Genomic DNA, 23,592 nt, shown 5'->3' with positions numbered 1-23,592 from the left:
CGATGATCGATTCACCTCCGACAGCCCCGCAGACCGGCCCGCGCCACGTTGGCAGTTTCACGACCGCAGACGGACAGGCGCACCGCTTCTGTTCCCTGCCGGCGCTGGCTGGCACCGGGTCCCCCGGCGTCGCGCGGCTGCCAGTATCGATCCGCATCCTGCTGGAATCCGCGCTGCGCAAATGCGACACGCCCGGAACCACTGCCGAACATATCGCGGCGCTGGCGAACTGGACCCCGGACGGCCAGCGCACCGAGGTGCCGCTGTCTGTCGGGCGCGTGGTGTTGCAGGATTTCACCGGCACGCCGCTGGTCTGCGACCTCGCGGCGATGCGCGACGCCATGGCCCGTGCCGGGTCCGATCCGGCCCTGGTCGAGCCGCAGATCCCGGTGCAGCTTGTCATCGACCATTCGGTGCAGATCAACCACTCACGCTCTGCCGATGCCCTGCGGCGCAATATGGAGCTGGAATATGCCCGCAACGCGGAGCGCTACGCTTTTTTCAAATGGGGCAACGCCGCGTTCGAGAACTTCACCACGGTTCCGCCCGGCTTTGGCATCATCCATCAGGTGAACCTGGAATCGCTTGCCAGGGGCGTGTCTGAAACCGATGGCATCTGGCACCCCGACACGCTGGTCGGCACCGACAGTCACACCACGATGATCAACGGCATCGGCATACTGGGGTGGGGTGTCGGCGGTATCGAGGCGGAATCGGCCATGCTGGGGCAACCGGTGACGCTGGTCGCGCCGGATGTCATCGGGGTGGAACTGACCGGCCGTCTGCCCGAGGGCGTCACCATCACCGACGCGGTGCTGGTGGTGACGCAGCGGCTGCGCGCACATGGGGTGGTGGGCAAATTCGTCGAGTTCTTCGGCGCAGGCGCGGCGTCGCTGTCGGCCACGGACCGGGCGACGATCGCCAACATGGCGCCGGAATATGGCGCCACGATCGGGTTCTTCCCCACCGACGACCGGACAATCGACTATTTCCGCGCGACCGGGCGTGAGGAAAACGACATTGCCATGTTGGAGGCCTACTATCGGGCGCAAGGCATGTTCGGCATGCCGATGCCGGGCGATATCGACTATTCCGAGCATTTGCAGATCGACCTTGGCCGCATCGTGCCCAGCGTGGCAGGGCCGAAACGCCCGCAGGACCGGATTGACCTGGCCGACGTGAGCGGCACCTTCGAACGCCTGATGGCGGAGCCTGTCGCGGACGGCGGCTACGACAGGGGTGGGGCGCTGGAACGGCGCAGCCCGGTCGCGGCGGCACCCGACATGCCCGAGGATCTGGGGCAGGGCGATATCCTGATTGCCGCGATCACCTCATGCACCAACACATCCAACCCCGAGGTTCTGATGACCGCCGGGCTGTTGGCCCGCAACGCCGTCGCCGCAGGCCTGTCGGTGCCGCCCTGGATCAAGACCTCGTTCACGCCAGGCTCGCGCATCGTGGCGCATTACCTGACAGCCGCCGGGCTGATGGCTCCCTTGGAACAGCTCGGGTTCAACATTTCGGCCTATGGCTGCGGTGCCTGTGCGGGCAATTCCGGCCCGCTCGACCCGGCGCTGGACGCGGCGATTTCGGCGGGTGATCTGGTCTGTGCCTCCGTGCTGTCGGGCAACCGCAATTTCGAGGCCCGCATCCATCCGTCGGTGCGCGCCAATTTCCTGATGTCTCCGCCGCTGGTGGTCGCCTATGCGCTGGCTGGCAACATCCGCGTCGATCTGGCCTCCGCACCGCTCGGGCAGGGGCGTGACGGACAGCCGGTGCACCTGCGCGACCTCTGGCCGTCGGCGCAGGAGATCGAAGCGGCGCTGGTTCATGCCGCGGACGCGCAGGCCTATCGCGACATCTATGCGGTCAACGAACCCGGCGGCCAGCTGTGGCAACAGGTCGATTCACCTGAAGGAACGACCTACGGATGGCCCGACTCCACCTATATCGCGCGTCCGCCCTTCTTTGAGAATTTCGCCGAAGACAATGACGCTGGCGCGGCCATCGACGGCGCGTCGATCCTTGCCATTCTGGGCGATTCCGTGACCACCGATCACATCAGCCCGGCGGGAGTGATCGCGCCGGACTCGCCCGCTGGCCAGTGGTTGCAGGCCCGTGGCGTCGCGCCTGCGGAGTTCAACACATACGGCGCGCGGCGCGGCCATCACGAGGTGATGGTGCGCGGTGCCTTTTCCAATCCTCGGCTGCGCAATCACGTGGCCGGCGGTGTCGAGGGCGGGGTGACGCGGATCGAGGGACGGGGCGAGCCGCTGCCGATCTTCGATGCTGCCGAGGCCTATCGCGCGATGGGGCGACCGCTGGTGATCGTCGCAGGGCAGGAATACGGGTCCGGTTCCAGCCGGGACTGGGCGGCCAAGGGCACCAACCTTTTGGGCGTGCGCGCGGTGATCGCGCAAAGCTTCGAGCGCATCCACCGCTCCAACCTTGTCGGCATGGGGGTGATCCCGTGCCAATGGCCCGAAGGCGTCTCGGCGCGGTCCTTGGGTCTTGACGGAACCGAACGGATTTCGCTTCCTGACCTGACACATCCGATCGCGCCGCAAAGCCGGACGCGGCTGGTGATCGACCGTGCCGATGGCCGGCGCGAGGAGATAGACGTGACACTGCGCATCGACAGCGCACCGGAGGCCGAACAGATCGCGGCGGGCGGCCTTGGACGGCTGATCCTGCGGCGGCTCCATGCCGGGGCGGCACGACACGACAAATAACCGAACGCGGCGCGATCAAGCGTCGCTGCATGAAAACCAGAGGAGGAAAACCATGCAAATCCCGACCACATCCAACGCGAGCGGCGCAATGAGCGGCATTTTGCGGCTTGGGGCCGCTGCGGTGTTCGCCGCCGGGCTTGGCGCGCCAGCCATGGCCCAGGGCGAGATCGACAAGCCGGAATGCGTGGCTCCGGCCCAGCCGGGCGGCGGGTTCGACCTGACCTGCCGGATCGCCCAGAGCGGGCTCGAGCCGCATCTGTCGGAAACCATCCAGGTGACCTTCATGCCCGGCGGCATCGGCGCGGTGGCCTTCAACCTGTTCAACACCACCCGCACCGATGACGATTCCGCCATCGTGGCCTATTCCACCGGATCGCTGCTGAACATCGCGACCGGCAAATACGGCCAGTTCTCCGAAGACGATGTGCGCTGGGTCGCCACTGCGGGGGCCGATTTCGGCGCCGTGATCGTGCCCGCCGACAGCCCGTTCGAGAGCCTCACGGACGTGATGAACCAGCTGACCGAAGACCCGGCCTCCGTGGTCGTCGGCGCGGGCGGCTCCATCGGGTCGCAGGACTGGATGAAGGCCGCACTGCTGATCCGCGAAGCCGGCGGCACGCCGCAGGGCATGCGCTATGTCGCGCTCGACGGCGGCGGTGACGCGATCGCCGCGCTGATGGGCGGCTCCATCGACGTCTATACCGGCGATGTGGGCGAGATGGTGCCGCATATGGACGCCGGCACCATGCGCGTTCTGGCCACCATGTCGAACGAGCGTCTTGACGATCCGTTCGCCGAAGTCCCGACCGCCAAGGAACTGGGCTATGACGTGGAGTGGACCATCATGCGCGGCTTCTACATGGGTGGTGACGTGTCGGACGAGGCCTACAACACCTGGGTTGATGCCTTCAAGGCGGCCTACGCGACCGAGGAGTTCGCCACGCTGCAAGCCGAGAAGGGTCTTCTGCCGCTCAACCTCGCCGGGGACGAGCTGACCCAGGCGGTGACAGAGAACATGGCCAAGCTGCGCGAGATCGCAACCGAAGCCGGTCTGATCCAATAACACCGGGCCGGGGCAGGTGCGTTGCGCCGCGCCCCGGCATCCCGTCACGTCGCACCCAAGGAATACATTATGGCAGATCGGATTTTCGCCGGCGTGCTGTTTTTGGTGACGGTCGCGTATGCGATCATCGCCTTCGTCAGCATCTCGGCGCCATTTCAATACGACCCGCTCGGACCGGAAAGCTGGCCGCAGATCCTCTCGGTCATCGCGCTGCTTTGTCTGGTCCACATCCTGTGGAAACCGGATGTGGACGGTCTGGAGGTCAACCGCCCGACCATCTTCCGGCTGCTGTTCATGGTGGCGCTGATGATCGTCTATGCCGAACTTTACGAGCCGGTCGGCTTTATCATCTCGACCATCCTGTTCGGTGCGCTGACCGCGCGCATGTTGGGCGCGACGCTGAAACATTCGGCGGTGTTCGGGCTGGCGGCCGGGATCGGCGGCTATCTGCTCTGCGCGATCCTTCTCGATCTCAACCTGCCCGAGGGCGAGTTGGTCGAGGCGCTGCTTGAAATGGGAGACACCTGATGGATACCATTCTCACTGGTCTAGGCACCGGCTTTGCCGTCGCGCTGGACCCGTTCAACCTGATGCTGGTGCTTCTGGGCGCGTTTTTCGGCACCCTGATCGGTGCTTTGCCGGGCCTTGGCCCGATCAACGGAGTCGCGATCCTGCTGCCGATCGCCTACAGCATGGGGTTCGAGCCCGCCTCGGCGCTGATCCTGCTGGCGGGGATTTATTACGGTGCCGAATATGGCGGGCGGATTTCGTCGATCCTGCTCAATGTGCCGGGCGATGCGGGCGCTGTCATGACCACGCTGGACGGCTACCCGATGGCGCGCAACGGTCAGGCCGGGCGGGCGCTGTCTATGTCTGCGATCTCGTCCTTTATCGGCGGCACCTTCGCGGTGATCCTGATGACGCTGTTCGGCCCGATGCTGGCGACCTTCGCGGTCACCTTCAGCCCGGCGGATTACGTCGCGCTGATGGTCTTTGCGTTTGCCTCGCTGGCCTCGCTGGTGGGCAAGAACCCCACCAAGACGCTTTTGGGCGCGTTGATCGGCCTGATGCTGGCGACCATCGGGATCGACGCCAATACCGGCGTGCCGCGCTATACCTTCGGCATTCCCGATTTCCTTGCGGGCATCGATTTCCTGATCGTCATCGTGGGCCTGTTCGGCATGGCGGAACTGTTCACGCTGGTGGAAAAACAGGTCTCGGGCAAGCTCGACTCGCTGCCGGTGGACAGCTCCTTTGTCAAAATGGCCGATCTGGCGAAATCGAAATGGACCATCGTGCGCTGCTCGTTCCTGGGGTTCTTCATCGGGGTGCTGCCGGGCACCGGCGCGTCGGTCGCCTCGGCCGTGGCCTATGGCACCGAAAAACGCCTGGCTGGCGCCGAGGGCCATCTGTTCGGAACCGGCGACGTGCGCGGGCTGGCCGCGCCGGAAACCGCCAACAACGCCGCTGCGGGCGGGGCCATGGTGCCGATGCTGACGCTGGGCATTCCGGGGTCGGGGACCACGGCGATCATTCTGGGTGCGTTGCTGATGTTCAACATCCAGCCCGGTCCGCTGCTGTTCACCCAGCAGCCGGAGATCGCCTGGGGGCTGATCGCGTCGATGTATGTGGGCAACGTGGCCTTGTTGCTGATCAACCTGCCGCTGGTGGGTCTGTTCGCGCGGATGCTGACGATCCCGCAACACTACCTGACGCCGATGATCGCGATCCTGGCCTTCGTGGGCATCTACACCATCGTCGGCAACCCGTTCGACCTCTTGCTGGTCACCGGGCTGGGCGTCTTTGGCTGGTTCCTGCGCAAGATGGAATTCTCGCTGGCACCGGTCATCCTCGGCTTCGTGCTGGGCGGGCTGTTCGAGAACAACCTGCGCCGCGCGCTGTCGATTTCCGGCGGCGACTGGATGATCCTGCTGGAGGATTACAAGAGCGTCACGCTGTATGTGCTGGCGGTGCTGGTGGTGGCCATCCCGGTCTATCTCCAACGCCGCGCCCGGCGCATGGAGGGTGATCCGGTCACTCGCGAGGACGCCGACGGCTGAGGAACGCAGCGGGGCGGGGCCGGTGTGGCCCCGCCGTCACTTCGGCGCGCTGTCGGTAACCTGCTTTGGAACCGTCAGCCGCCGCGCCAGAACCGGCAGGATCGCCACGATCAGGAACACGCGCGAGACGTGATGCGCGGCCACCATCGCCGGATTGATCATCAGCGCCAGCGCGACGACACCCAGTTCAGGCGCGCCGCCCGGCAGGTAGGCCAGAAACAGCGGCGCGATCTCGTCACCGGTGACACGGACCATCGCCCAGGCCGCCGCCAGCGCGCCAAGTGCCAGCACCAGCCCGACAAGCGCGGCAAGCCAGCCGTCCCGCAGGATCTGGCGCAGCGTGTAATCCGCGAAACGCGCGCCGATCCCGGCGCCGATGACGATCTGCGCCAGGCTGGACAGAACCGGCGGCACATGCACCGTCACCAGCCCCGCCCCGTGCAGCGCCGCCGAACTCAGCAGCGGAACCAGCAGCAGCGCCGAAGGCAGGCTCGACCGGCGCGCCACTGCCCAGCTGGCCACCGCCACCAGCACCAGTCCGCCGTGCCGCACCGGGTCCAGCGGCTCGACCGGATTGAGAAAGGCGCTGTTGGCGTCCGACAGGTCGATGCCCGAGATCGCCTCGATGATGAAAGGCGCGCTGGCCAATAGCACCACCAGCCGCGCGGTGTGGCAGAGCGCCACGCGATTGACCGCGGCGCCGTATTGCTCGGCCAGCATGCTGACGACGGTCAGCCCGCCCGGTGTCGCGGCGAACAGGGCAGTGCCGCGGTCCATGCCGCCAAAGAGGCGGAACACCATGTAGGCAAACAGGCCGAACCCCAGCGACAGCAGCAACATCGCAACGATGCTGACCGCCCATCCCCCCGCATGGGCCACCACCTCCGGGGTAAAGCTGGTGCCCAGCATCGTGCCGATGGCCACCATCGCGTATCCCCGCCAGGACCGCGGCAGGTCGGTTCTGAAGCCGGTGATCTGCCGCGTGATGAACGTGGCGGCCAGACTGCCCAGCACCCAGGGCAGCGCCAGGTTGAGGACGAAAAACACCGCGCCACCCGCCGCCCCGATCGCGATGGTGGCCCCACCGCGCACATATGGATTGCGCAGCACCGGAGGGTCAGCCGGCGATGTCGCCGGTCTTGCGGTTGCGATAGGCCGTGAGCGCGGGCGCTCCCAACACCTTCGGCATGTTGGTGAAATAGGTCTGCCCGACATGACCGCCGCCGCCGTTCTGGTTCACCACGGCAGAAAACTGGCGTCGTTTCATGTCTGATGCTCCATGTCAGGATGGATTGAAATCCGTGAATTGTAGTGCAATCTGGATAAATAAAGGTGGTAACGGCAGCCAACGGCATCTGTCAACAGTTATCGAACTCTTGACATTCTAGCGTTTTATAGGGAATTTACGCCCACCGCTTAAGGCGCAGTGCGAAGCCAAGGCCCGCTTGGAGGGGGATATTGTCTACAATCACAACCGAATCCCGCGCTCTTGTATCAGAGCGCCTGGCCGCCCAACTGCGCGACGATATCCTGTGCGGCGCACTGGAGCCGGGCAGTCGGCTGGGCGAAATGGCACTGGCGGAACGGTTCGCTGTCAGCCGTGGCCCGGTTCGCGCGGCGCTTGGCCAATTGGCGGATTCGGGCATCGTGCAGATCGTGCCCAACAGCGGGGCCCGCGTGCGGGTCATCGAGCGCAGCGACGCGCGCGCGCTCTATCAGGTGCGCGCGGCTCTTGAAGCCGAGGCCGCGATGCTGGCCGCCTCGAATGCGGGCCGGAACGCCGCACCGCGCTTTCGGCAATTGCTTGACCACCATGCAGAGCAGATCGCGGCCCATCCCGAGGGCGCGTATCTGCAGGTTTCGAGCGACCGCGATTTCCATGTGGTGATCGCCGAGTTGTCGGGCAATCCGCTGATCCTGCGCTACCTCACCCACGAGCTCTATCCGCAAGTGTCGCTGCTGCGGGTCAAGCACCGCAATGTCACCGGACGCGGTGCCGACGCACTGGCAGAACACGAGCGCATCGCCGCCGCCATCATCGAGGGCGACGGCGAAGTCGCGGGGCTGTTGATGCGTCGCCATATCCGCAACAGCTGGACCGCGCTGGAAACGCAATTGAGCCAGACCGAACAGGACATTGAGAGCCAGACATGAGCCAGACCCGAATCCCCGCCGCCTTCATCCGCGGCGGAACCTCCAAGGCCGTGGTGCTCAAGCGCGCCGACCTGCCCGCAGACGAAACCGGATGGCCGGCGCTGTTCGCCGCGATCATGGGCAGCCCCGATCCGAACATGCGCCAGCTTGACGGCATGGGCGGCGGGGTATCCTCACTCAGCAAGATCTGCATCATCGGACCCGCAACGCGCGCCGATGCCGATCTCGACTACACATTCGCGCAGGTCGGCATCAAGGACACCACTGTCGATTTCAGCGGCAATTGCGGCAACATGAGTTCGGCCGTGGGGCCGTTTGCCTATGACGAAGGCCTCGTGAGCGGCCCGCGCGATGGCGGGGCGCTGGTTCGCATCCACAACACCAATTCAGGCAAGCTGATCGAGGCGCGCTTTGCGGTGAGGGACGGGCAGGCGGTGGTGAGCGGCAATCTGGAGATCCCCGGCGTCGCGGGCACCGGCGCGCCCGTCGCGCTGGATTTCCTCGACCCGACCGATACCGACGGGCGCGGCGCCTTTCCCGCAGGCGGCGTAATCACCCCGATCGAGCTGACGGATGGCAGGCGCATCAAAGCCACGATGATCGATGCGGCGATGCCCTCGGTCTTTGTTCGTGCCGGGGATGTGGGTGGCGACACGACGGCCTTGCCCGAAGCCATCGACGCCGACGCCACGCTGATGGCGCGGCTCGAAGACATTCGCTGCCGGGCCTCGGTGGCGATGGGCATGACCGCCGATCCCGACGCCGCGGCGGTGCGCATGGCCACGCCCAAGGTCGCGATGGTGGCGCCGCCTGCGACCTACAGCGATCTTGCGGGCCAGACCCACGCGCCCGACAGCCACGATCTGCAAATCCGCATGATCTCTGCCGGACAGGCGCATCGCGCGGTGCCGGTGACAGGGGCGCTGGCGCTGGCCTGTGCGGCGCAGGGCGAAGGGTCGGTCGTGGCGGCCTGTCTGCCCGATGGCGCTGACCCGCTCAACCTGCGCATCGGCACGCCGAGCGGCATCGTCACGGTTGGCGCGAAACGCGACGCTCGGACCGGAGAGATCACCGCGGCGCGGATCCTGCGCACGCAACGTCGGCTCATGGACGGTTTCGTCTACATCCCCGACACCCGTCCTCAGGACACGAATTGAAGAAAGACACCCGATGCTCAATCATGAAATCAACCGCGCCTTCCGCGCACGCCTGTCCGAAAACCGCCCGCTCCTTATGCCCGGCGCGCCCAACGCCCTTGCCGCAAGGGTGATCGAGGATCAAGGCTTCGAGGCGGTGTACCTGACCGGCGCGGGGCTGACCAACACCTATCTGGGATTGCCTGATCTTGGCTTTGTCGGCCTGTCCGAGATTGCGCAGCACACCTCGACGATCCGCGACGCGACCGATCTGCCTATCGTGGTGGATGCCGATAACGGGTTCGGCAATGCGCTGAACGTGCGCCACACCATCCGCACGCTGGAACGCGCCGGTGCCAGCGCGGTGCAGCTTGAGGATCAGAAATCGCCCAAGCGCTGCGGGCATTTTTCGGGCAAGGAGGTCGTGCCGCTGTCCGAGGCGCGCATCCGCATCCGGGCCGCGGTGGATTCACGGCAGGACGAGAACATGCTGATCGTCGCGCGCACCGATGCCCGCGCCACTGATGGCTATAACGCCGCGCTCGACCGCGCCGCGGCCTTTGTCGAGGAAGGCGCCGACATCACCTTTGTCGAGGCTCCGCAATCGGTCGAGGAAATGCGCGGCATCCCGACGGCGCTGCCCGGCACTCCGCAACTCGTCAATCTTGTGGTGGGTGGCAAGACGCCGATCGTTGGCCTCGACGAACTGGGCGAAATGGGCTTTTCGCTGATCCTGTACGCCAATGTCGCGCTGCAATCCGCCTTGCATGGAATGCAGACGGCGCTGGGTCAGTTGAAGGAGAAGGGGCGCATGGACGAAGACGGGCCATTGGCCGGCTTCGAGGAACGCCAGCGCATGGTGCGCAAATCCATGTTCGACGCGCTGGAAACCCGCTACAAGGAGTAGCGCGGCTGACCCGGCGCGTCGGTCTCGAACGCGCGCCGCGTCAGCGATAGATCAACGTGCTGAGCGGCAGGTCGCTTCCGACCGATCCGCGATACATGCCTTCGCAGTTGAACGGCATCGCGATCCGGCCCTTGGCATCGATCGCGATCACGCCGCCCGATCCGTCATTCGGCGCAAGATCGTTCATCACGACATGCTCCGCGGCCTCTGCCACCGTTTCCCCCAGATGCCGCATCCGCGCGCTGATTTCGGCGGCGGCGGTCCAGCGGGTGAAGATTTCGCCATGCCCGGTTCCCGAGACCGCGCAGCTCGCGTCGTCGGCAAACGTACCCGCACCGATGACCGGCGTGTCGCCAACCCGCCCCGGTGCCTTGGCCGTCATGCCACCCGTCGAGGTGGCAGCGGCGACATGACCCTGCGTGTCACAGGCAACCGCCCCGACGGTGCCATGACGGCGGGCGGGGTCGTCGTTTTCCTCACCTTTGGCGCGCATCTCAAGGGTCTCCTGCAACGCGTCCCAGCGGCTCTGCGTAAAGAAATACTCCGTATCCTCGAAGGGCAGGCCGACCTCGCGGGCGATGCGCAGCGCGTTTTCGCCGATCAGCATGACATGCTCGGTGCGCTCCATGATGGCGCGCGCCGCGCGGATCGGGTTGCGCGGCCCGAACAGACCGCCCACCGCCCCGGCAGCGCGCGTGGCCCCGTCCATGATTGCGGCATCCATTTCCTGCTTGCCCTCGGCGGTGAACACCGCGCCGCGACCGGCATTGAACAACGGCTCGTCCTCAAGCGCGCACACGGCCGCGGTCACGGCATCAAGCGCGGCCCCGCCGTCGCGGAGAACCGCCTGTCCAGCTTCAAGCGCGCGGGCGAGGCCGGCGTGGTAGGCGGTTTCAAGCTCGGGCGTCATCCGTGATTTCAGGATGGTTCCGGCACCGCCATGAACGGCAAGAGCGTAGGTCATATCTGTCCTTTCAGTCCGGCCGACCGGGCACAATGGCGCGCGATATCGGCATGTGTGGCGACCCAGCAATCGCCCTTGGCGGCGATGCGGTCGAGGAGATGTTCGAGAATGAACATGCGGCTGCGATAGCCGATCACATGCGGATGCATGGTCAGCAGGAACAATCCACCCTCGGCATAGGCACCCTCGAACTCGCGGGTGAAGATGTCGAGAACGGCCTCGGGGGGCGTATAGGGACGCTGCGCGCCGAAACGGTTCATCATGAAATAGACCGCGTCATCGCGAATCCACTCGACGGGCAATTCCACGATGCCGGTAGGCGTGCCATCGGCGACAATCTCGTAAGGATCGTCATCGGCGAACAGCGAGCTGTCATAGAGCAGCCCCATCTCGCGGGCGATGCTCAGCGTGTTGGGGCTGTAATCCCATGACGGCGTGCGCATGCCGACCGGACGGGTGCCGGTGATGTCTTCCAGCGTATCGGCGGCGCGCAGCAACAGGTCGCGCTCGGTCGCGGCATCAAGGCGGGAATTGACCTCGTGAATCCAGCCGTGCAGCCCGATCTCGTGTCCCTCCTGCACCAGTTCGCGTTGCTCTTCCGGGTGCAGCAGCGCCGAGACGGCAGGCACGAAGAAGCTCGCCTTGTAGCCATGCCGATCCAGCGCGGCGCGGATACGCGGAATGCCGCGTCGGCTGCCGTATTGCCCCCATGACAGGCGCGCGGGCGACAGGCCGCCATCGCGCAATTCGTTGGTTTCGTGGTCGCTGTCAAAGGACAGGGCCACTGCGCAGCGTGCGCCATCGGGCCACGCCTCGGGCTTGAGGTTGCGCCCCGCGCGCACCTGCCCGACCGTTGCCCGCCAGGTCGCTTCGTCCCATTCATGCGGCTCGCTCATTCGTGGCCTCCATCGACTGACAGGATTTGCCCGGTGATCCAGTCGGCCCGGTCCGAGGCCAGAAAGGCGACCGCATTCGCGATATCCTCGGCCCGGCCAAGGCGGCGCATGTGTATGCCCGTGACGATCTGCTTCTGCCGGTCGCGCCCGAACGCATCCCACTGACGTTCCGTCGCCGGGTTCGACAGGACGAAACCGGGGGCCACGGAATTGACGGTGATCCCATGCGGCCCAAGCTCCAGCGCCAACTGGCGGGTCAGGCCGACCAGCGCGTGTTTGGCCGAGGCATAGGCCTGAATCCCGGTCAGGCTTGGCCGGAGGCCCGCGCCTGAGGAAATGGTCACGATCCGCCCCCATCCGCGCGCCTTCATGCCCGGCGCGACGGCCTGCGCACACCACATCGCGGCATCGACATTCGCCGCAAAGATCGCTTGCCAGTCCTCCTCCGAGATGTCCTCGATCGGGCGCCCCACCTGACCGCGCACACCGCCTGCGGCTGTCACAAGCCCGTCGATGCGCCCGTGCCGTTTCTCGATGTCAGCCATGACCGCCTGCGCGCCGGTGCGGCTGCCAAGATCGGCGGCATGCGGGGTTGCGTGATCCGCGACGGCTTCAAGACCGTCGGCGTCGATGTCGATGGCGGCCACGGTGGCACCGGCATCGGCCAGAGTGGCGACGATGGCGCGCCCGATCCCCTGCGCTGCGCCGGTGACGGCAAAGACCCGGTTTTCAAAGCTCAACTGCATAGCGGCACCATCAGATCGACAAGATCGGTCGACTGCGCGCGGCGGCCGTCCTCGATGTCGTGGATCAACTCCACAAGCCGTGCCAGCGCCGGAGTGTCCACGCCATGTTTCTTTCCAAGCGTGACAAGAAGGCCGACCTGCGCATCGACCTCGGTGCGCCGTTTGCGCACCGCCAGATCGCGCCAGATCCCCGAATGGGTCTTGGCTGTGTGGCGGTTGTGTTCGACCATCGCGGCCAGGGAGGCGTCCATCCCGGCCCGGTCTGCCGCCAGAAACGCCTCCGGGTCGAATCCGTTGAAGCCCAGCGGGCGGATACCCTGCGCATCGGCAAGCCGCATGACCTCGTGCCCCAGCGCCTGATATACGCTGCGGTGGTCAGGCTGCGCCATCGCGTCCGACATCGACAACGGAGTGAGCGCGGTGGCGAACAGCAGGGCGCCGTAACCCAGCTTGCCCCAGAGATAACCCCAGATGTTGTCGGTCAGCACCGCGTTCGGCTCGACAATGCGCAGCAGCGCGTGGATCTCGCGCACGCGGTCGGTGATCCGGCCATCGAGTTCGCCGACGGCGACAGCGGCCCGGTTGCCATAGAGAATGCGCCCGGGTTCCAGCCAGTCGGCCCCGTAATTGACAAAGCACCCCACCGTGTTTTCCGCGCCGATCCGTTCGGCGATGACCACCTCGTTCAGACCGTTCTGGGCCGAGACGACATAGCCGCCTGGCGCAAGATGCGGCACCAGCATGTCGAGCGCCGCTTCGGTGTGATGCGCCTTGACCGCGAGGATGATGCAGGGGAACTGCCCCGACAATTCCTCTGGCGTGCTGGCCGGCAGCACCTGGGTAAAGGTCTCGACCGGGCCTTCGATGTGCAGCCCTCTTTCGCGCATGACGACGACATGATCTTCGACGATGTCGACCATATGAACCGCATGACCGGCGCGGGCGAGATAGGCACCGAGGATGCCACCGATGGCTCCGGCCCCCCAGATCAGGATCGGTTCGCTCATGCCCAGTCGCCCTCAAGCAGGGCGCGCGTTTCCTCTACCGCGATGGCCCAGAGTTTTTCGGTGTCGGCGTCGGGCTTTTGATACACACCACCGTAATTGCCGTCTCCGATCAGGTCGCGCACTCCGGCTGCATTGCGGTCGCGCAGGCGGTCGAACGGCACAAAGGGCTTTTGCGTGTCCGGCAGGTCGCGGCCCGGAAGCCGTGTCCAGGGGAAATTCTCCATCCAGGATGCGTGCGATGCGACGGGGTCGATCTCCTGCACGCAGGCCCAGGTCTTGGGTGCGCGCCACCAGTCATGGAACCGGCAGCGCGCGCCTTCATGCGCTTCCATCCATTCCATCGTCACGGGCTGGACCGGGCTGTTGCCGCCATGCCCGTTGACGATGAGGATGCGGCGGAATCCGGTGGCATAAAGACTGTCGAGAATGTCGCGCAGAAGCGCCGCATAGGTCGCGAGCTTGAGCGACACGGTGCCGGGGAACGTCATGAAATACGGGGTGAGACCGTAGGCGACCGCCGGGAACACCGGCACGCCAAGCGGTTCTGCGGCATCGGCCGCGACCTTTTCCGACAGGATCGAATCGACCGACAGCGACAGATAGGCGTGCTGCTCGGTCGATCCCAGCGGCAGGACGCAGCGGTCATCCGTCTCCAGATATTTCTCGATCTCGAACCAGTTGCTTTGGGAAATTTTCAAGATATGTGCCCCCTATGGCCTGGTGGCCGCCCGCGGCAGGCCTCGATGGCCGGCAACAGGTCGGTTTCAATGGCGTGGCTGTCCGGCGTGTGCCGGTATTCGATGGCGGTCTGATCGGGGCGCAGGTCGCGGCGCAACTCTTCGGTCCCGGTCGAGTGGATGACCACATTGGCGCGGGAAATCACCGCCGCAACAGTCTCGTCTTTCCAGACGGCCGAATTGATCCGCGTCACATGCGGCGCAAAGCGCAGGATGCCGGCCCGCATGACCGGCAGGAATTCGGGAAAATACGATACAATCGCCACTTCCGACTGCGGCGAGATCGCCGCAAGCGCGATCCGTGTCGCCTCTTTCGGAATCAGCGTGATGCCAAGAACCGGCAGGCCCGGAAACTGGGACTGCGCGTCGGCCCGCAGCGTGCGCGGCGCGACCACAAGGCTGATCCCGTCCGGCCGATCGCGGACGATCTGGTCGGTCGTGCGCGCGATGATCTCGTCGCCGGGTCGCAGGTAGGGCCGAATGTCGTCGGCATAGGCTTCGGTGGCGTCCGGAAACGTCCCCAGCATGAGGAGCCGGACCGATCCCGACCGCTCCGTCGCGGTCGAGACGCGGTAGGCGAGTTCCGCCCGCGACAGACCCACATCGGCGCCGAGACGGACGAGATCGCCGATCAGCCGTTCGACCTCTCGCAGCGATTTCGCCTGGTGATGCGATACGCCGCCATCGGCGACGAAGGTGCCGGTGCCGACGCGCCCCTGAACATGGCCGGCCTCTTGCAGCGCGGCATAGACATTGCTCACCGTGACGGGCGACAATCCCAGGTGGCTCGCCAGACGCCGCACCGAGGGCAGGCGGGTGCCGGGGGGAAAATCGCCCGTCGCGATTCCGTATTCCAGCGCACCGCGCAGCTGGACCGAGACAGAGACCGATGACGTCTTGTCGAGCGCCAGCGCCAACCGCTCGAACGTATTGCCAATATATGTCGCGCTCTGATCCATACTGTATCATTGACGGATAACAGTTGACCGCTCAAGCAAATTTATGTCGTGAAGCTGCGAATTTATGGCTTTTTATGTCTTTATTTCGAGATTTTGGTTGACGGATTGGGCCAGATGCTTCCGTAGTGTATCATACAACTATAACATTTCAGCGGAGAGGAAACATGCTCAGATATACACTCAAGACCGGGGTCGCCACCGCGGTATTGCTGTCTTTGGCGCCCGCGGCTTTCTCGCAGGAACTGGTGATCGGCTTGCGTGCCGGTCCTGATTCGATTGACCCGCACTGGTCCACGCTTGGCAGTCAGGCCGAAGCGCTGCGCCACATCTACGACACGCTGGTCGATGTCGATGAAACCCTCCAACTCAAGCCGGGCCTTGCCGAAAGCTGGGAAGCCGTCGACGACACCACCTGGGATTTCAAGCTGCGCGAAGGCGTCACGTTCCACGATGGCACGCCTTTTACAGCAGAGGACGCCAAGTATTCGATCGACCGTATCCCCGAAGTCACCGGCCCGATGTCGATGACGCTTTACACCAAATACGTCGATTCGGTCGAAGTGATCGACGATTACACGCTGCGTGTGAAAACCAAGGGCATTGCCCCGGCGCTGCCGAACGATTTCACACGCCTGTTCGTCGTGCCGTCTGAAACCGGCGAAGGGGTCGGCAACGAGGAGTTCAACGCCGGTGATGCGGCAATCGGCACCGGACCCTACAAGTTTGTTTCGTGGGAGCCCAAGGGCGATCTGGTGCTCGAGCGCTTCGAGGATCACTGGCGCGGCGAAACCCCGTGGGAGCGCGTCGTGCGCAAGGAAATCCCGGACGATGCCGCGCGCGTTGCGGCGCTGCGTTCGGGGCAGGTCGATCTCATCAACTATGTGCCCGCGACCGACTATCTGTCGATGCAGAACAACCCGGATATCGAGACCTTCATTTCGGATTCGGTCTACATCCTGAACGTCCAGCCATCGGTCAAGGACGAGGAGCCGCAGCCGATCCGCGTCAATGGTGAAGAGGTCGAGGGCAACCCGCTTCAGGATTTGCGCGTGCGCAAGGCGCTTGACCTCGCGATCAATCGTGACGTGCTGGTCAATGTCGTGCTCGAAGGGCTTGGCACACCGGCCAACCAGCTGATGCCAGAGGGCTTTTTCGGCTATACGGATCAGCTTGGGGCCAAGGAATACGACATCGAACAGGCCCGCGCCTTGCTGGCCGAGGCCGGCTATCCCGACGGGTTCGAGGTTGATTTCACCTGCACCAACAACCGCGTGCCCGGCGATGCCGTGGTCTGCGAGGCGCTGGCGCAGATGTGGTCGCGCCTTGGCCTGACGGTGAACGCGCAGGCGCTCAACGGCACGGTGTTCTTTCCGGCGGCAGCCAACGAGGAATACACGATGGCGATGTCCGCCTGGGGCACGCTGACGGGTGAGGCCGCCTATACCTACGGCGCGATGATCCACAGCAAGGACCCGGAAAAGGGCTTTGGCAACTTCAACCGCACCGGCTATTCCAACCCCGAGTTCGATGAAGTGTTCGTGCGCGGAACCCAGACGCTCGATGCCGACGAGCGCCGGAAGCTCTACGAGGAAGCGTCGTTCATCGCGATGGAAGACCGGGCCTTGATCCCGACGGTCATTCTGCAATCCGTCTGGGCCGCCGAGGCCGACACGCTGTCCTTCACACCGCGTGTCGATCAGGAAACCCGCGCGTATGAAATCACGCCTGCCGGCAACTGATATATCAAGCGAGCGCCCCGTCTCGGGGCGCTTCCCTTCACTTTAGCGAGGTCCCATGCTCGGATTTATCATCAGTCGGCTTTTGCAGGCGATTGTCGTGGTCTTTGCGATGTCGGTCATCGTTTTTGTCGGCGTCTATGCCATCGGCAACCCGATCGACGTGATGATCGACCCCGGCGCGACGGCAGAAATCCGCGAGAACCTGATCCGGCAATACGGCCTCGACCAGCCGCTCTGGCGGCAATACATCACCTTCGTCACCAATGTCGCGCAAGGCGATCTTGGCCGGTCGATGGTCTACAACACCTCGGTGACCGGGCTGGTGTTTTCGCGGCTTCCCGCGACGCTCGAACTGGTGCTGGTGGCGATCACGATTGCCAGCGTGATCGGCATCCCGGCGGGCGTCTATGCCGGATACCGCCCGGACAGCGTGGCCGCCAAGGCGATCATGGCGCTGTCCATTCTGGGCTTCTCGGTGCCGACCTTCTGGATCGGCATGTTGCTCATCATGGGCTTTGCCGTCGAGCTGGGCTGGTTGCCCTCGGGCGGGCGCGGCGACGAGGGCACCATCCTTGGCATTTCCACCTCGCTGGCCACCGCGAATGGCTGGAGCCACGTGATCCTGCCCGCGCTCAACCTGTCGCTGTTCAAGATGGGTCTGATGATCCGCCTGTCGCGCGCCGGGATGGTCGAGGCGATGCAGACCGATTACGTCAAGTTCGCCCGCGCCCAGGGGCTGCCTGACCGGCAGATCGTGTTCCGCCACGTGTTGCGAAACATCTCGATCCCGATTGTCACGGTGTTCGGGCTTGAACTTGGCTCGACGCTGGCCTTTGCGGTGGTGACGGAAAGCGTGTTCAACTGGCCGGGGGTGGGCAAGCTGATCATCGATTCAATCCTGCAACTCGACCGCCCGGTGATGGTGACTTACCTGATCCTCGTCGTCATCCTGTTCGTCATCATCAACTTCACCGTCGATATCGTCTACGCCCGGCTTGATCCGCGGGTGCGGCTGGGAGGATCGAAATGAGCGACGTTGCCACAACCACCGGCGAAACCCTTGCCGAACCGGCCGCCGCGCCGATCGAGACCCGCGCGATGCGGCTCAGGAATTTCTGGTCGGATTTCCGCGCGTCCAAGGTCGCCGTCGTCGCGCTGGTGGTGATCCTGACACTGCTCGTGCTGGCTTTCGGCGCGCCGCTGGTTGCACCGCAAGACCCCTATGACATGGCGATGCTCGACTGGTTGGACGCGTTTCTGCGTCCCGGCGAGGTGGGAACCGGCGGGTACGTTCATGTTCTGGGCACGGACAATGCCGGTCGCGATATGCTCTCGGCGATTTTCTACGGGCTGCGCACCAGCTTCATCATCGGTCTGTCGGCGGGGGCGCTGGCGCTTGTCATCGGGATAACGGTCGGCTTGACGGCGGCCTATTTCGGCGGCCGTCTGGAATCGCTGCTGATGCGGATCGTGGATCTGCAACTCTCCATGCCCGCGATCCTGCTGGCCCTCGTTCTGGTCGCGGTGCTGGGGCAGGGGGTCATCCAGATCATCCTCGCCCTCGTGGTGGCGCAATACGCCTATTTCGCGCGCACCACCCACGGGGCCGCCACGGTCGAGCGCGGCAAGGATTATATCGAGGCCGCGCGCGCGACGCCGCTGCCGACATGGCGGGTGCTGTTCAAGCATCTTCTGCCCAATGTGCTGCCGCCGCTGATCGTGGTGGCGACGGTTCAGGTGGCCTCGGCCATCGCGCTTGAGGCGACCTTGTCGTTTCTCGGCGTCGGCCTGCCGCTGACCGAGCCGTCGCTGGGATCGCTGATCTCGAACGGGTTCAAGTATATCCATTCCGACCGCTACTGGCTGTCCATCTATCCGGGGATTTTTCTGATGATCACTGTCGTCGCCATCAATCTGGTGGGTGATCAGGTTCGCACCGTTCTTGATCCAAGGCACGCGCGATGACCGCTGCGCTTGATATTCAGGGGCTGACCACACGCTTTGACACCCGCCGCGGCACCGTGACCGCCGTTGACGACGTGAGCTTTTCCGTCGACCGGGGGCGCATCATGGGGCTGGTTGGCGAAAGCGGGTCGGGAAAATCCGTCACCGGCTTTTCCATCCTCGGTCTGATCGACGAACCGGGCCGCGTGGCCGCCGGTCGGGTGATGGTCGAGGGCACGGACCTGCGCGGCCTGTCGCCGGATCACTTGCGCTCGATGCGCGGGCGCAAGGTGTCGATGGTGTTTCAGGATCCGATGATGACGCTCAATCCGGTGTTGCGGATCGGCGATCAGATGGCGATGGCCGTGCGGGTGCACGAACCGATGTCCAAGTCTAAGGCGCTGGAACGCGCGCGCGACGCGCTTGGCACCGTCGGCATCCCGTCGCCCGGCGAACGGCTTGCCGCCTATCCGCACCAATTGTCGGGCGGGATGCGTCAGCGCGTGGCGATCGCCATCGCATTGCTGCACCGCCCGGCGGTGATTATCGCGGACGAGCCGACAACCGCGCTCGACGTGTCGATCCAGGGTCAGATTCTGGCCGAGGTGCGCCGCCTTGCCGACGAGACCCATACCGCGATTGTCTGGATCACCCACGACCTTGCGGTGGTGTCCTCTCTCGCCGACGACATCTGCGTGATGTATGCCGGCAAGATCGTCGAGCGCGGCACCGCCGAGGAGGTCATCGGCCAGCCGCGCCATCCCTACACGCGCGGCCTGCTGGATTCCGTGCCGGGGCAACACGAGCCGGGCACCCGTCTGCCGCAGATCCCCGGCTCGACACCGCAACTGTCGCATCTGCCCTCGGGCTGCCCGTTCCGCAATCGCTGTCCCCGCGCGACCGAGATTTGCGCCACTGCGCCGCCCTTGGTCCGGTTCGGCGATCACACCGCCCTTTGCCATCACCCGCTGGAGACACAATGACCGCGCCGCTTCTTGAACTGACCCAGGTTTCCAAGCGTTTCGCGCTCAAGCCGACCCTGGCCGACAAACTGGCGGCGCGGCTTGGCGGGCGTCGTGCCGGTGGGGCGGTGCATGCCGTCACCGATGTAACGCTGAGCGTGGATCGCGGCGAGGTGGTGGGCATCGTCGGTGAATCCGGCTGCGGGAAATCCACCCTCGGGCGGATCGCGTCGGGCATCTATGCGCCGACCGAAGGACGCGTCACGCTTGACGGAAAGCCGGTCGCCGATGGCCGCGAGGAGCATGTCAACAAGCTGACGACGCGGGTTCAGATGATCCATCAGGATCCCTTCGCAAGCCTCAACCCGCGCATGAAGGTCGGCGAGACGATCTCCGAAGGGCCGCGCACCCACGGCCTCGTGCCAGCTTCCGAGGTGCGCGCGCAGACGCGGGCACTGCTGGAACAGGTGGGCTTGCAAGGCGATTACGCCGACCGTCTGCCGCACCAGTTCTCGGGTGGTCAGAGGCAACGCATCGCCATCGCCCGCGCGCTGGCGATGCAACCCGATCTGCTGGTTCTCGACGAGGCGGTGGCCTCGCTCGATGTGTCGATTCAGGCGCAGGTGCTCAACCTGTTTCTCGATCTGCGCCAGTCGCTTGGCCTGACGGCGCTGTTCATCAGCCATGACCTGTCCGTTGTGCGCCATGTCTGCGACCGGGTGGCGATCATGTATCTGGGGCGCGTGGTGGAACTCGCCAGCGCGGAACGGCTCTATGCCGATCCCAAGCATCCCTACACGCAGGCGCTGTTCGCCTCGGTCCCGTCGCTTGGCACCGGACGGCGGGACTTTCACCCGATCGAGGGCGAGATTCCCTCGCCCATCGACCCGCCACCGGGCTGCGCGTTTCACCCGCGCTGTCCGTTTGCCGGGCCGCGATGCCGGGTCGAGATTCCCCGTCTCACCGACGCCGGATCAGGGCGCACGGTGGCGTGTCACCTGAACGATGGCGGTGTCGGCAAGGAGGCTGCGGCATGAGCGATCTGACCACCCTCGTGGCCCGTGTGAACGACGTGCTGTGCGCCGTGAACACGCTGGTCTGGGATTCGCGCACCATGATGCCGAAAGGCGGTGCGCAAACGCGCGGGCACCAGATCGCGACGCTCAAGGGCATCGCCCGAACGATGATCCTCGCACCCGACATGCGCGACGCGGTCGCCGCCGCGCTGGAGCGGACAGCCGACCGCGATCCCTTCGACCCCGAGCGCCGTGCCGCCGAGGCGGTGCAGGCCGCCATCACCCATCACGAGCGCATTCCGGCCGAGTTGCTGCGCGCTCAGGCCGAGCAAAGCACACTGGCCGGGGCGGCCTGGGCCGAGGCCCGTGCGGCGGCGGATTTCACGATCTTCCGCCCCTATCTCGAACGCACGGTTGCGCTGGCCCGCGAGCAGGCCGCCGCACTTGGGTATGAGGACCATCCCTATGACCCGATGGTGGCGATCTTCGAGCCGGGAGAGACCGCCGCGTCGCTCGGCGCGTTCTTCAAGGAATTGCGCCGCGGCATCCTGCCCATCCTCGACGCAGCCAAGGGCCGGCCCAAGCCGCGCACCGATTTTCTCTATCGGGACTATCCCGAGCAGGATCAAAAGGCGTTTGCCGCCGAAACCGCGCGCCTCTTGGGGCTTGATGACAGTCGCAGCCGCCTCGACACCACGGTGCACCCGTTCGAGATCAGCTTTACCCGCAACGATGTCCGCATCACCTCGCGCTGGGTTCGCGACTATCTGCCGATGTCGATCTTCGGCTCGATCCACGAAACCGGCCACGCGCTTTATGAACTGGGGGCAGACCCGGCCCTCACCAGAACCGCGCATGCGACCGACATGATCGGGCTTTACGCGGTGGCCGGAACCAGTTTCGGCATGCATGAAAGCCAGTCGCGCCTTCTGGAAAACCACGTTGGCCGCAGCCCGGCCTTCTGGGCGCGGAACTACGCAAGGCTGCGCGATACTTTCCCCGACCAGCTTGCCGATGTGAGCGAGGCCGAATTCGTCGCGGCGGTGAACCGGGTCGAGCCGGGCTTCATTCGCGTGCAGGCAGACGAGTTGAGCTATGACATCCACATCGTGCTGCGCGTCGAGATCGAGATGGCGCTGATGGACGGCTCACTTGACGTGGCCGACATTCCCGAAATCTGGAACGCCGCCATCAAGCGTGATCTCGGTCTGACAGTGCCCGCAGATGACATGGGCTGTCTTCAGGACGTGCATTGGTCCTCGGGCTATATCGGATCATTCCCCACCTACACCATCGGCAATGTCACCGCGGCACAGATCATGGCGCATCTTGACGCAACGCGGCCCGAGATCCGGCAGGCGTTGGACCTTGGTGACACAGCGGCGCTGCGCAAGGCGCTTTGCGATCTGGTCTGGCGTCACGGACGGTCGCGCAGCAGGGGAGACATCCTGAAATCCATCGGCGCGGCACCGAACAATCCATCAGCCTATCTTGCCTACCTTTCGGGGAAATTTGCCCCGGCCATGTCTTCCGTCAGCGTCTGACATGCCGGACGCGCCCTCGAACGCGGATGCGGGGATCGCCACCGCAGACAATCTGCGCGGCGCGATCCTTTTGGCTCTGGCTGCGGTTCTGTTCACCGCCGAGGCGACGCTCGTGCGGGTCTCTGCGCCGGTGGCGAACGAAGCGCAGATCGTGTTCTTCAGATCTGCGGCACAGCTCGTCCTCTCGGTGCTGATCGTCTGGCGGATCGGCAACTGGTCGCGCCTCGCGACATCCCGGCCCGCGTTGCACATCCTGCGCGGACTAACCAGTCTGGCGATGTGGGGACTGTACTACACCAGCTTTCGCATGCTCGACCTCGCGCTCGCGACGACACTGACATTCGCCACCTCGCTGTTTGTCGTGGCGCTGGCGGCGCCCATACTGGGCGAGCATGTGGGACGGGTCCGCTGGGGCGCGACGATCATCGGGTTCGCCGGAATAGCCATTGCGGTCGGACCCGCCGCCGATGTGTCGATCACCGGAGTCGGCATCGGCCTGATCGCCGCGGCGGGCGGCGCGGCCATCGTCATCCTGAACCGGCTGCTGGGACGGACCGAAAGCACGATTGCCATCATGGCATGGATCGGAGTGGTCACCACGCTCGGATCGGCACCGTTTGCCTGGGTTTTCTGGGAACCGCTTGCACTGCGCGACACCGCTCTGGTCTGTCTGACGGCCCTGTTTGGCGCGGGCGGGATGTTTCTGACGATCGAGGCCTACCGTGTCGGAGAGGTCAGCGCGCTTGCTCCGGTGCCCTACACCCGGTTTGTCGTCGCCGCCGTGGTCGGCATGGTTTTCTTCGGCGAGATGCCGGGCACGGCGCTTCTGCTCGGCGCCGCTCTGGTGGTCGCGGCGTCGATCTTTGCGGTACGCCATGAAATGCGCCAGGGGCTGACCGCGCCGCATCGGTGAGCGCTGGCGTTGCCCCTGTGTGAGCGATACCTGAACTGCGACTCCTATGCCTTTTGAGGGTAGGGGCATCGACCCATCTCTTCCATCATCTTTTCTCGGAAGACCTCTGCGGG

General features: G+C 65.0%; 22 protein-coding genes. 14 read left to right on the top strand and 8 right to left on the bottom strand.

The genetic code is table 11. From position 1 onward, the window contains the following. The first annotated feature begins 2 nt into the window (after window positions 1-2). From acnA to ACGKZZ_RS14620, 4 genes are all read left to right on the top strand, one after another. Window positions 3-2,732: an aconitate hydratase AcnA gene (acnA, locus tag ACGKZZ_RS14635; protein ID WP_411224326.1), complete on the top strand. Its 2,730-nt coding sequence runs from the start codon at window positions 3-5 to the stop codon at window positions 2,730-2,732. A 52-nt stretch (window positions 2,733-2,784) separates the two neighbouring features. Further along, window positions 2,785-3,795, top strand: coding sequence for a Bug family tripartite tricarboxylate transporter substrate binding protein (locus ACGKZZ_RS14630; RefSeq protein WP_411224325.1), 1,011 nt, complete (start codon window positions 2,785-2,787; stop codon window positions 3,793-3,795). Window positions 3,796-3,864: 69 nt separating this feature from the next. Beyond that, the gene (locus ACGKZZ_RS14625) at window positions 3,865-4,323 is read left to right on the top strand and encodes a tripartite tricarboxylate transporter TctB family protein (RefSeq protein ID WP_411224324.1); all 459 of its coding nucleotides are present in this window, start codon (window positions 3,865-3,867) and stop codon (window positions 4,321-4,323) included. Next, window positions 4,323-5,855, top strand: a complete 1,533-nt coding sequence (locus ACGKZZ_RS14620; RefSeq protein WP_411224323.1) for a tripartite tricarboxylate transporter permease — start codon at window positions 4,323-4,325, stop codon at window positions 5,853-5,855. The genes ACGKZZ_RS14625 and ACGKZZ_RS14620 overlap by 1 nt, the downstream gene beginning before the upstream one ends. 36 nt (window positions 5,856-5,891) lie before the next feature. Here ACGKZZ_RS14620 and ACGKZZ_RS14615 read toward each other — a convergent pair whose 3' ends face one another. Beyond that, complete coding sequence (locus ACGKZZ_RS14615; RefSeq protein WP_411224322.1) at window positions 5,892-6,965, bottom strand: AbrB family transcriptional regulator; 1,074 nt, start codon at window positions 6,963-6,965, stop codon at window positions 5,892-5,894. 7 nt (window positions 6,966-6,972) lie between these two features. Continuing rightward, entirely contained in the window at window positions 6,973-7,122 is a 150-nt protein-coding gene (locus ACGKZZ_RS14610) for a hypothetical protein (protein ID WP_411224321.1), read from the bottom strand. Window positions 7,123-7,313: 191 nt separating this feature from the next. On the opposite strand from ACGKZZ_RS14610, the gene ACGKZZ_RS14605 reads away from it, so the two are divergent. Genes ACGKZZ_RS14605 through ACGKZZ_RS14595 form a run of 3 tightly spaced genes read left to right on the top strand, consistent with a single transcriptional unit; the run spans window position 7,314 to window position 10,052 of the window. Continuing rightward, complete coding sequence (locus tag ACGKZZ_RS14605) at window positions 7,314-8,009, top strand: GntR family transcriptional regulator (RefSeq protein WP_411224320.1); 696 nt, start codon at window positions 7,314-7,316, stop codon at window positions 8,007-8,009. Continuing rightward, window positions 8,006-9,166, top strand: coding sequence for a 2-methylaconitate cis-trans isomerase PrpF family protein (locus ACGKZZ_RS14600; RefSeq protein ID WP_411224319.1), 1,161 nt, complete (start codon window positions 8,006-8,008; stop codon window positions 9,164-9,166). Before ACGKZZ_RS14605 ends, ACGKZZ_RS14600 begins: the two co-directional genes overlap by 4 nt. 13 nt (window positions 9,167-9,179) lie before the next feature. Then, on the top strand, window positions 9,180-10,052 hold the full coding sequence (locus ACGKZZ_RS14595) for an oxaloacetate decarboxylase (protein WP_411224318.1): 873 nt from the start codon (window positions 9,180-9,182) through the stop codon (window positions 10,050-10,052). Window positions 10,053-10,092: 40 nt separating this feature from the next. On the opposite strand, the gene ACGKZZ_RS14590 is transcribed toward ACGKZZ_RS14595, so the two are convergent. Genes ACGKZZ_RS14590 through ACGKZZ_RS14565 form a run of 6 tightly spaced genes read right to left on the bottom strand, consistent with a single transcriptional unit; the run spans window position 10,093 to window position 15,361 of the window. After that, a complete protein-coding gene (locus ACGKZZ_RS14590; protein WP_411224317.1) occupies window positions 10,093-11,016 on the bottom strand; it encodes an isoaspartyl peptidase/L-asparaginase family protein in 924 nt (307 codons plus the stop codon). Further along, window positions 11,013-11,912 (bottom strand): polysaccharide deacetylase family protein, encoded by a 900-nt coding sequence (locus ACGKZZ_RS14585; protein WP_411224316.1) that lies wholly within the window; start codon window positions 11,910-11,912, stop codon window positions 11,013-11,015. Before ACGKZZ_RS14585 ends, ACGKZZ_RS14590 begins: the two co-directional genes overlap by 4 nt. Continuing rightward, window positions 11,909-12,658 carry an SDR family NAD(P)-dependent oxidoreductase gene (locus tag ACGKZZ_RS14580; RefSeq protein ID WP_411224315.1) on the bottom strand — a complete coding sequence of 250 codons (750 nt, stop codon included), beginning with the start codon at window positions 12,656-12,658 and terminating at the stop codon, window positions 11,909-11,911. Before ACGKZZ_RS14580 ends, ACGKZZ_RS14585 begins: the two co-directional genes overlap by 4 nt. Then, a complete protein-coding gene (locus ACGKZZ_RS14575) occupies window positions 12,649-13,665 on the bottom strand; it encodes a ketopantoate reductase family protein (protein WP_411224314.1) in 1,017 nt (338 codons plus the stop codon). Before ACGKZZ_RS14575 ends, ACGKZZ_RS14580 begins: the two co-directional genes overlap by 10 nt. Next, the gene (locus tag ACGKZZ_RS14570) at window positions 13,662-14,363 is read right to left on the bottom strand and encodes a creatininase family protein (RefSeq protein ID WP_411224313.1); all 702 of its coding nucleotides are present in this window, start codon (window positions 14,361-14,363) and stop codon (window positions 13,662-13,664) included. Before ACGKZZ_RS14570 ends, ACGKZZ_RS14575 begins: the two co-directional genes overlap by 4 nt. Beyond that, window positions 14,360-15,361, bottom strand: coding sequence for a GntR family transcriptional regulator (locus ACGKZZ_RS14565; RefSeq protein ID WP_411224312.1), 1,002 nt, complete (start codon window positions 15,359-15,361; stop codon window positions 14,360-14,362). Before ACGKZZ_RS14565 ends, ACGKZZ_RS14570 begins: the two co-directional genes overlap by 4 nt. Window positions 15,362-15,525: 164 nt before the next feature. On the opposite strand from ACGKZZ_RS14565, the gene ACGKZZ_RS14560 reads away from it, so the two are divergent. Genes ACGKZZ_RS14560 through ACGKZZ_RS14530 form a run of 7 tightly spaced genes read left to right on the top strand, consistent with a single transcriptional unit; the run spans window position 15,526 to window position 23,479 of the window. Next, window positions 15,526-17,100, top strand: coding sequence for an ABC transporter substrate-binding protein (locus tag ACGKZZ_RS14560; RefSeq protein WP_411224311.1), 1,575 nt, complete (start codon window positions 15,526-15,528; stop codon window positions 17,098-17,100). Between the two features lie 55 nt (window positions 17,101-17,155). Continuing rightward, window positions 17,156-18,130 carry an ABC transporter permease gene (locus ACGKZZ_RS14555; protein ID WP_411224310.1) on the top strand — a complete coding sequence of 325 codons (975 nt, stop codon included), beginning with the start codon at window positions 17,156-17,158 and terminating at the stop codon, window positions 18,128-18,130. After that, window positions 18,127-19,065, top strand: coding sequence for an ABC transporter permease (locus ACGKZZ_RS14550; protein ID WP_411224309.1), 939 nt, complete (start codon window positions 18,127-18,129; stop codon window positions 19,063-19,065). The genes ACGKZZ_RS14555 and ACGKZZ_RS14550 overlap by 4 nt, the downstream gene beginning before the upstream one ends. Further along, complete coding sequence (locus tag ACGKZZ_RS14545) at window positions 19,062-20,027, top strand: ABC transporter ATP-binding protein (protein WP_411224308.1); 966 nt, start codon at window positions 19,062-19,064, stop codon at window positions 20,025-20,027. The genes ACGKZZ_RS14550 and ACGKZZ_RS14545 overlap by 4 nt, the downstream gene beginning before the upstream one ends. Next, window positions 20,024-21,043 carry an ABC transporter ATP-binding protein gene (locus ACGKZZ_RS14540; RefSeq protein WP_411224307.1) on the top strand — a complete coding sequence of 340 codons (1,020 nt, stop codon included), beginning with the start codon at window positions 20,024-20,026 and terminating at the stop codon, window positions 21,041-21,043. The genes ACGKZZ_RS14545 and ACGKZZ_RS14540 overlap by 4 nt, the downstream gene beginning before the upstream one ends. Beyond that, window positions 21,040-22,566: a carboxypeptidase M32 gene (locus ACGKZZ_RS14535; protein WP_411224306.1), complete on the top strand. Its 1,527-nt coding sequence runs from the start codon at window positions 21,040-21,042 to the stop codon at window positions 22,564-22,566. Before ACGKZZ_RS14540 ends, ACGKZZ_RS14535 begins: the two co-directional genes overlap by 4 nt. Window position 22,567: 1 nt before the next feature. Continuing rightward, the gene (locus tag ACGKZZ_RS14530) at window positions 22,568-23,479 is read left to right on the top strand and encodes a DMT family transporter (protein WP_411224305.1); all 912 of its coding nucleotides are present in this window, start codon (window positions 22,568-22,570) and stop codon (window positions 23,477-23,479) included. The last annotated feature ends 113 nt before the right edge of the window (window positions 23,480-23,592 follow it).

Origin of the sequence: Marivita sp. S2033 (assembly GCF_046592965.1) — a bacterium.
Classification (GTDB): Bacteria; Pseudomonadota; Alphaproteobacteria; order Rhodobacterales; family Rhodobacteraceae; genus Marivita.
The sequence above is the reverse complement of the archived record's forward strand: the minus strand, read 5'-3'. Positions and strand labels throughout refer to the sequence as shown.

Bases quoted from the DNA above. Each gene is read 5' to 3' on its own strand.
- ACGKZZ_RS14560 (WP_411224311.1), top strand. From the start codon at position 15,526: ATGCTCAGATATACACTCAAGACCGGGGTCGCCACCGCGGTATTGCTG.
- ACGKZZ_RS14590 (WP_411224317.1), bottom strand. From the start codon at position 11,016: ATGACCTACGCTCTTGCCGTTCATGGCGGTGCCGGAACCATCCTGAAA.
- ACGKZZ_RS14545 (WP_411224308.1), top strand. From the start codon at position 19,062: ATGACCGCTGCGCTTGATATTCAGGGGCTGACCACACGCTTTGACACC.
- ACGKZZ_RS14540 (WP_411224307.1), top strand. From the start codon at position 20,024: ATGACCGCGCCGCTTCTTGAACTGACCCAGGTTTCCAAGCGTTTCGCG.
- ACGKZZ_RS14600 (WP_411224319.1), top strand. From the start codon at position 8,006: ATGAGCCAGACCCGAATCCCCGCCGCCTTCATCCGCGGCGGAACCTCC.
- ACGKZZ_RS14595 (WP_411224318.1), top strand. From the start codon at position 9,180: ATGCTCAATCATGAAATCAACCGCGCCTTCCGCGCACGCCTGTCCGAA.
- ACGKZZ_RS14620 (WP_411224323.1), top strand. From the start codon at position 4,323: ATGGATACCATTCTCACTGGTCTAGGCACCGGCTTTGCCGTCGCGCTG.
- ACGKZZ_RS14585 (WP_411224316.1), bottom strand. From the start codon at position 11,912: ATGAGCGAGCCGCATGAATGGGACGAAGCGACCTGGCGGGCAACGGTC.
- ACGKZZ_RS14575 (WP_411224314.1), bottom strand. From the start codon at position 13,665: ATGAGCGAACCGATCCTGATCTGGGGGGCCGGAGCCATCGGTGGCATC.
- ACGKZZ_RS14630 (WP_411224325.1), top strand. From the start codon at position 2,785: ATGCAAATCCCGACCACATCCAACGCGAGCGGCGCAATGAGCGGCATT.
- ACGKZZ_RS14565 (WP_411224312.1), bottom strand. From the start codon at position 15,361: ATGGATCAGAGCGCGACATATATTGGCAATACGTTCGAGCGGTTGGCG.
- ACGKZZ_RS14580 (WP_411224315.1), bottom strand. From the start codon at position 12,658: ATGCAGTTGAGCTTTGAAAACCGGGTCTTTGCCGTCACCGGCGCAGCG.
- ACGKZZ_RS14610 (WP_411224321.1), bottom strand. From the start codon at position 7,122: ATGAAACGACGCCAGTTTTCTGCCGTGGTGAACCAGAACGGCGGCGGC.
- ACGKZZ_RS14625 (WP_411224324.1), top strand. From the start codon at position 3,865: ATGGCAGATCGGATTTTCGCCGGCGTGCTGTTTTTGGTGACGGTCGCG.
- ACGKZZ_RS14530 (WP_411224305.1), top strand. From the start codon at position 22,568: ATGCCGGACGCGCCCTCGAACGCGGATGCGGGGATCGCCACCGCAGAC.
- ACGKZZ_RS14535 (WP_411224306.1), top strand. From the start codon at position 21,040: ATGAGCGATCTGACCACCCTCGTGGCCCGTGTGAACGACGTGCTGTGC.
- ACGKZZ_RS14550 (WP_411224309.1), top strand. From the start codon at position 18,127: ATGAGCGACGTTGCCACAACCACCGGCGAAACCCTTGCCGAACCGGCC.
- acnA (WP_411224326.1), top strand. From the start codon at position 3: ATGATCGATTCACCTCCGACAGCCCCGCAGACCGGCCCGCGCCACGTT.
- ACGKZZ_RS14555 (WP_411224310.1), top strand. From the start codon at position 17,156: ATGCTCGGATTTATCATCAGTCGGCTTTTGCAGGCGATTGTCGTGGTC.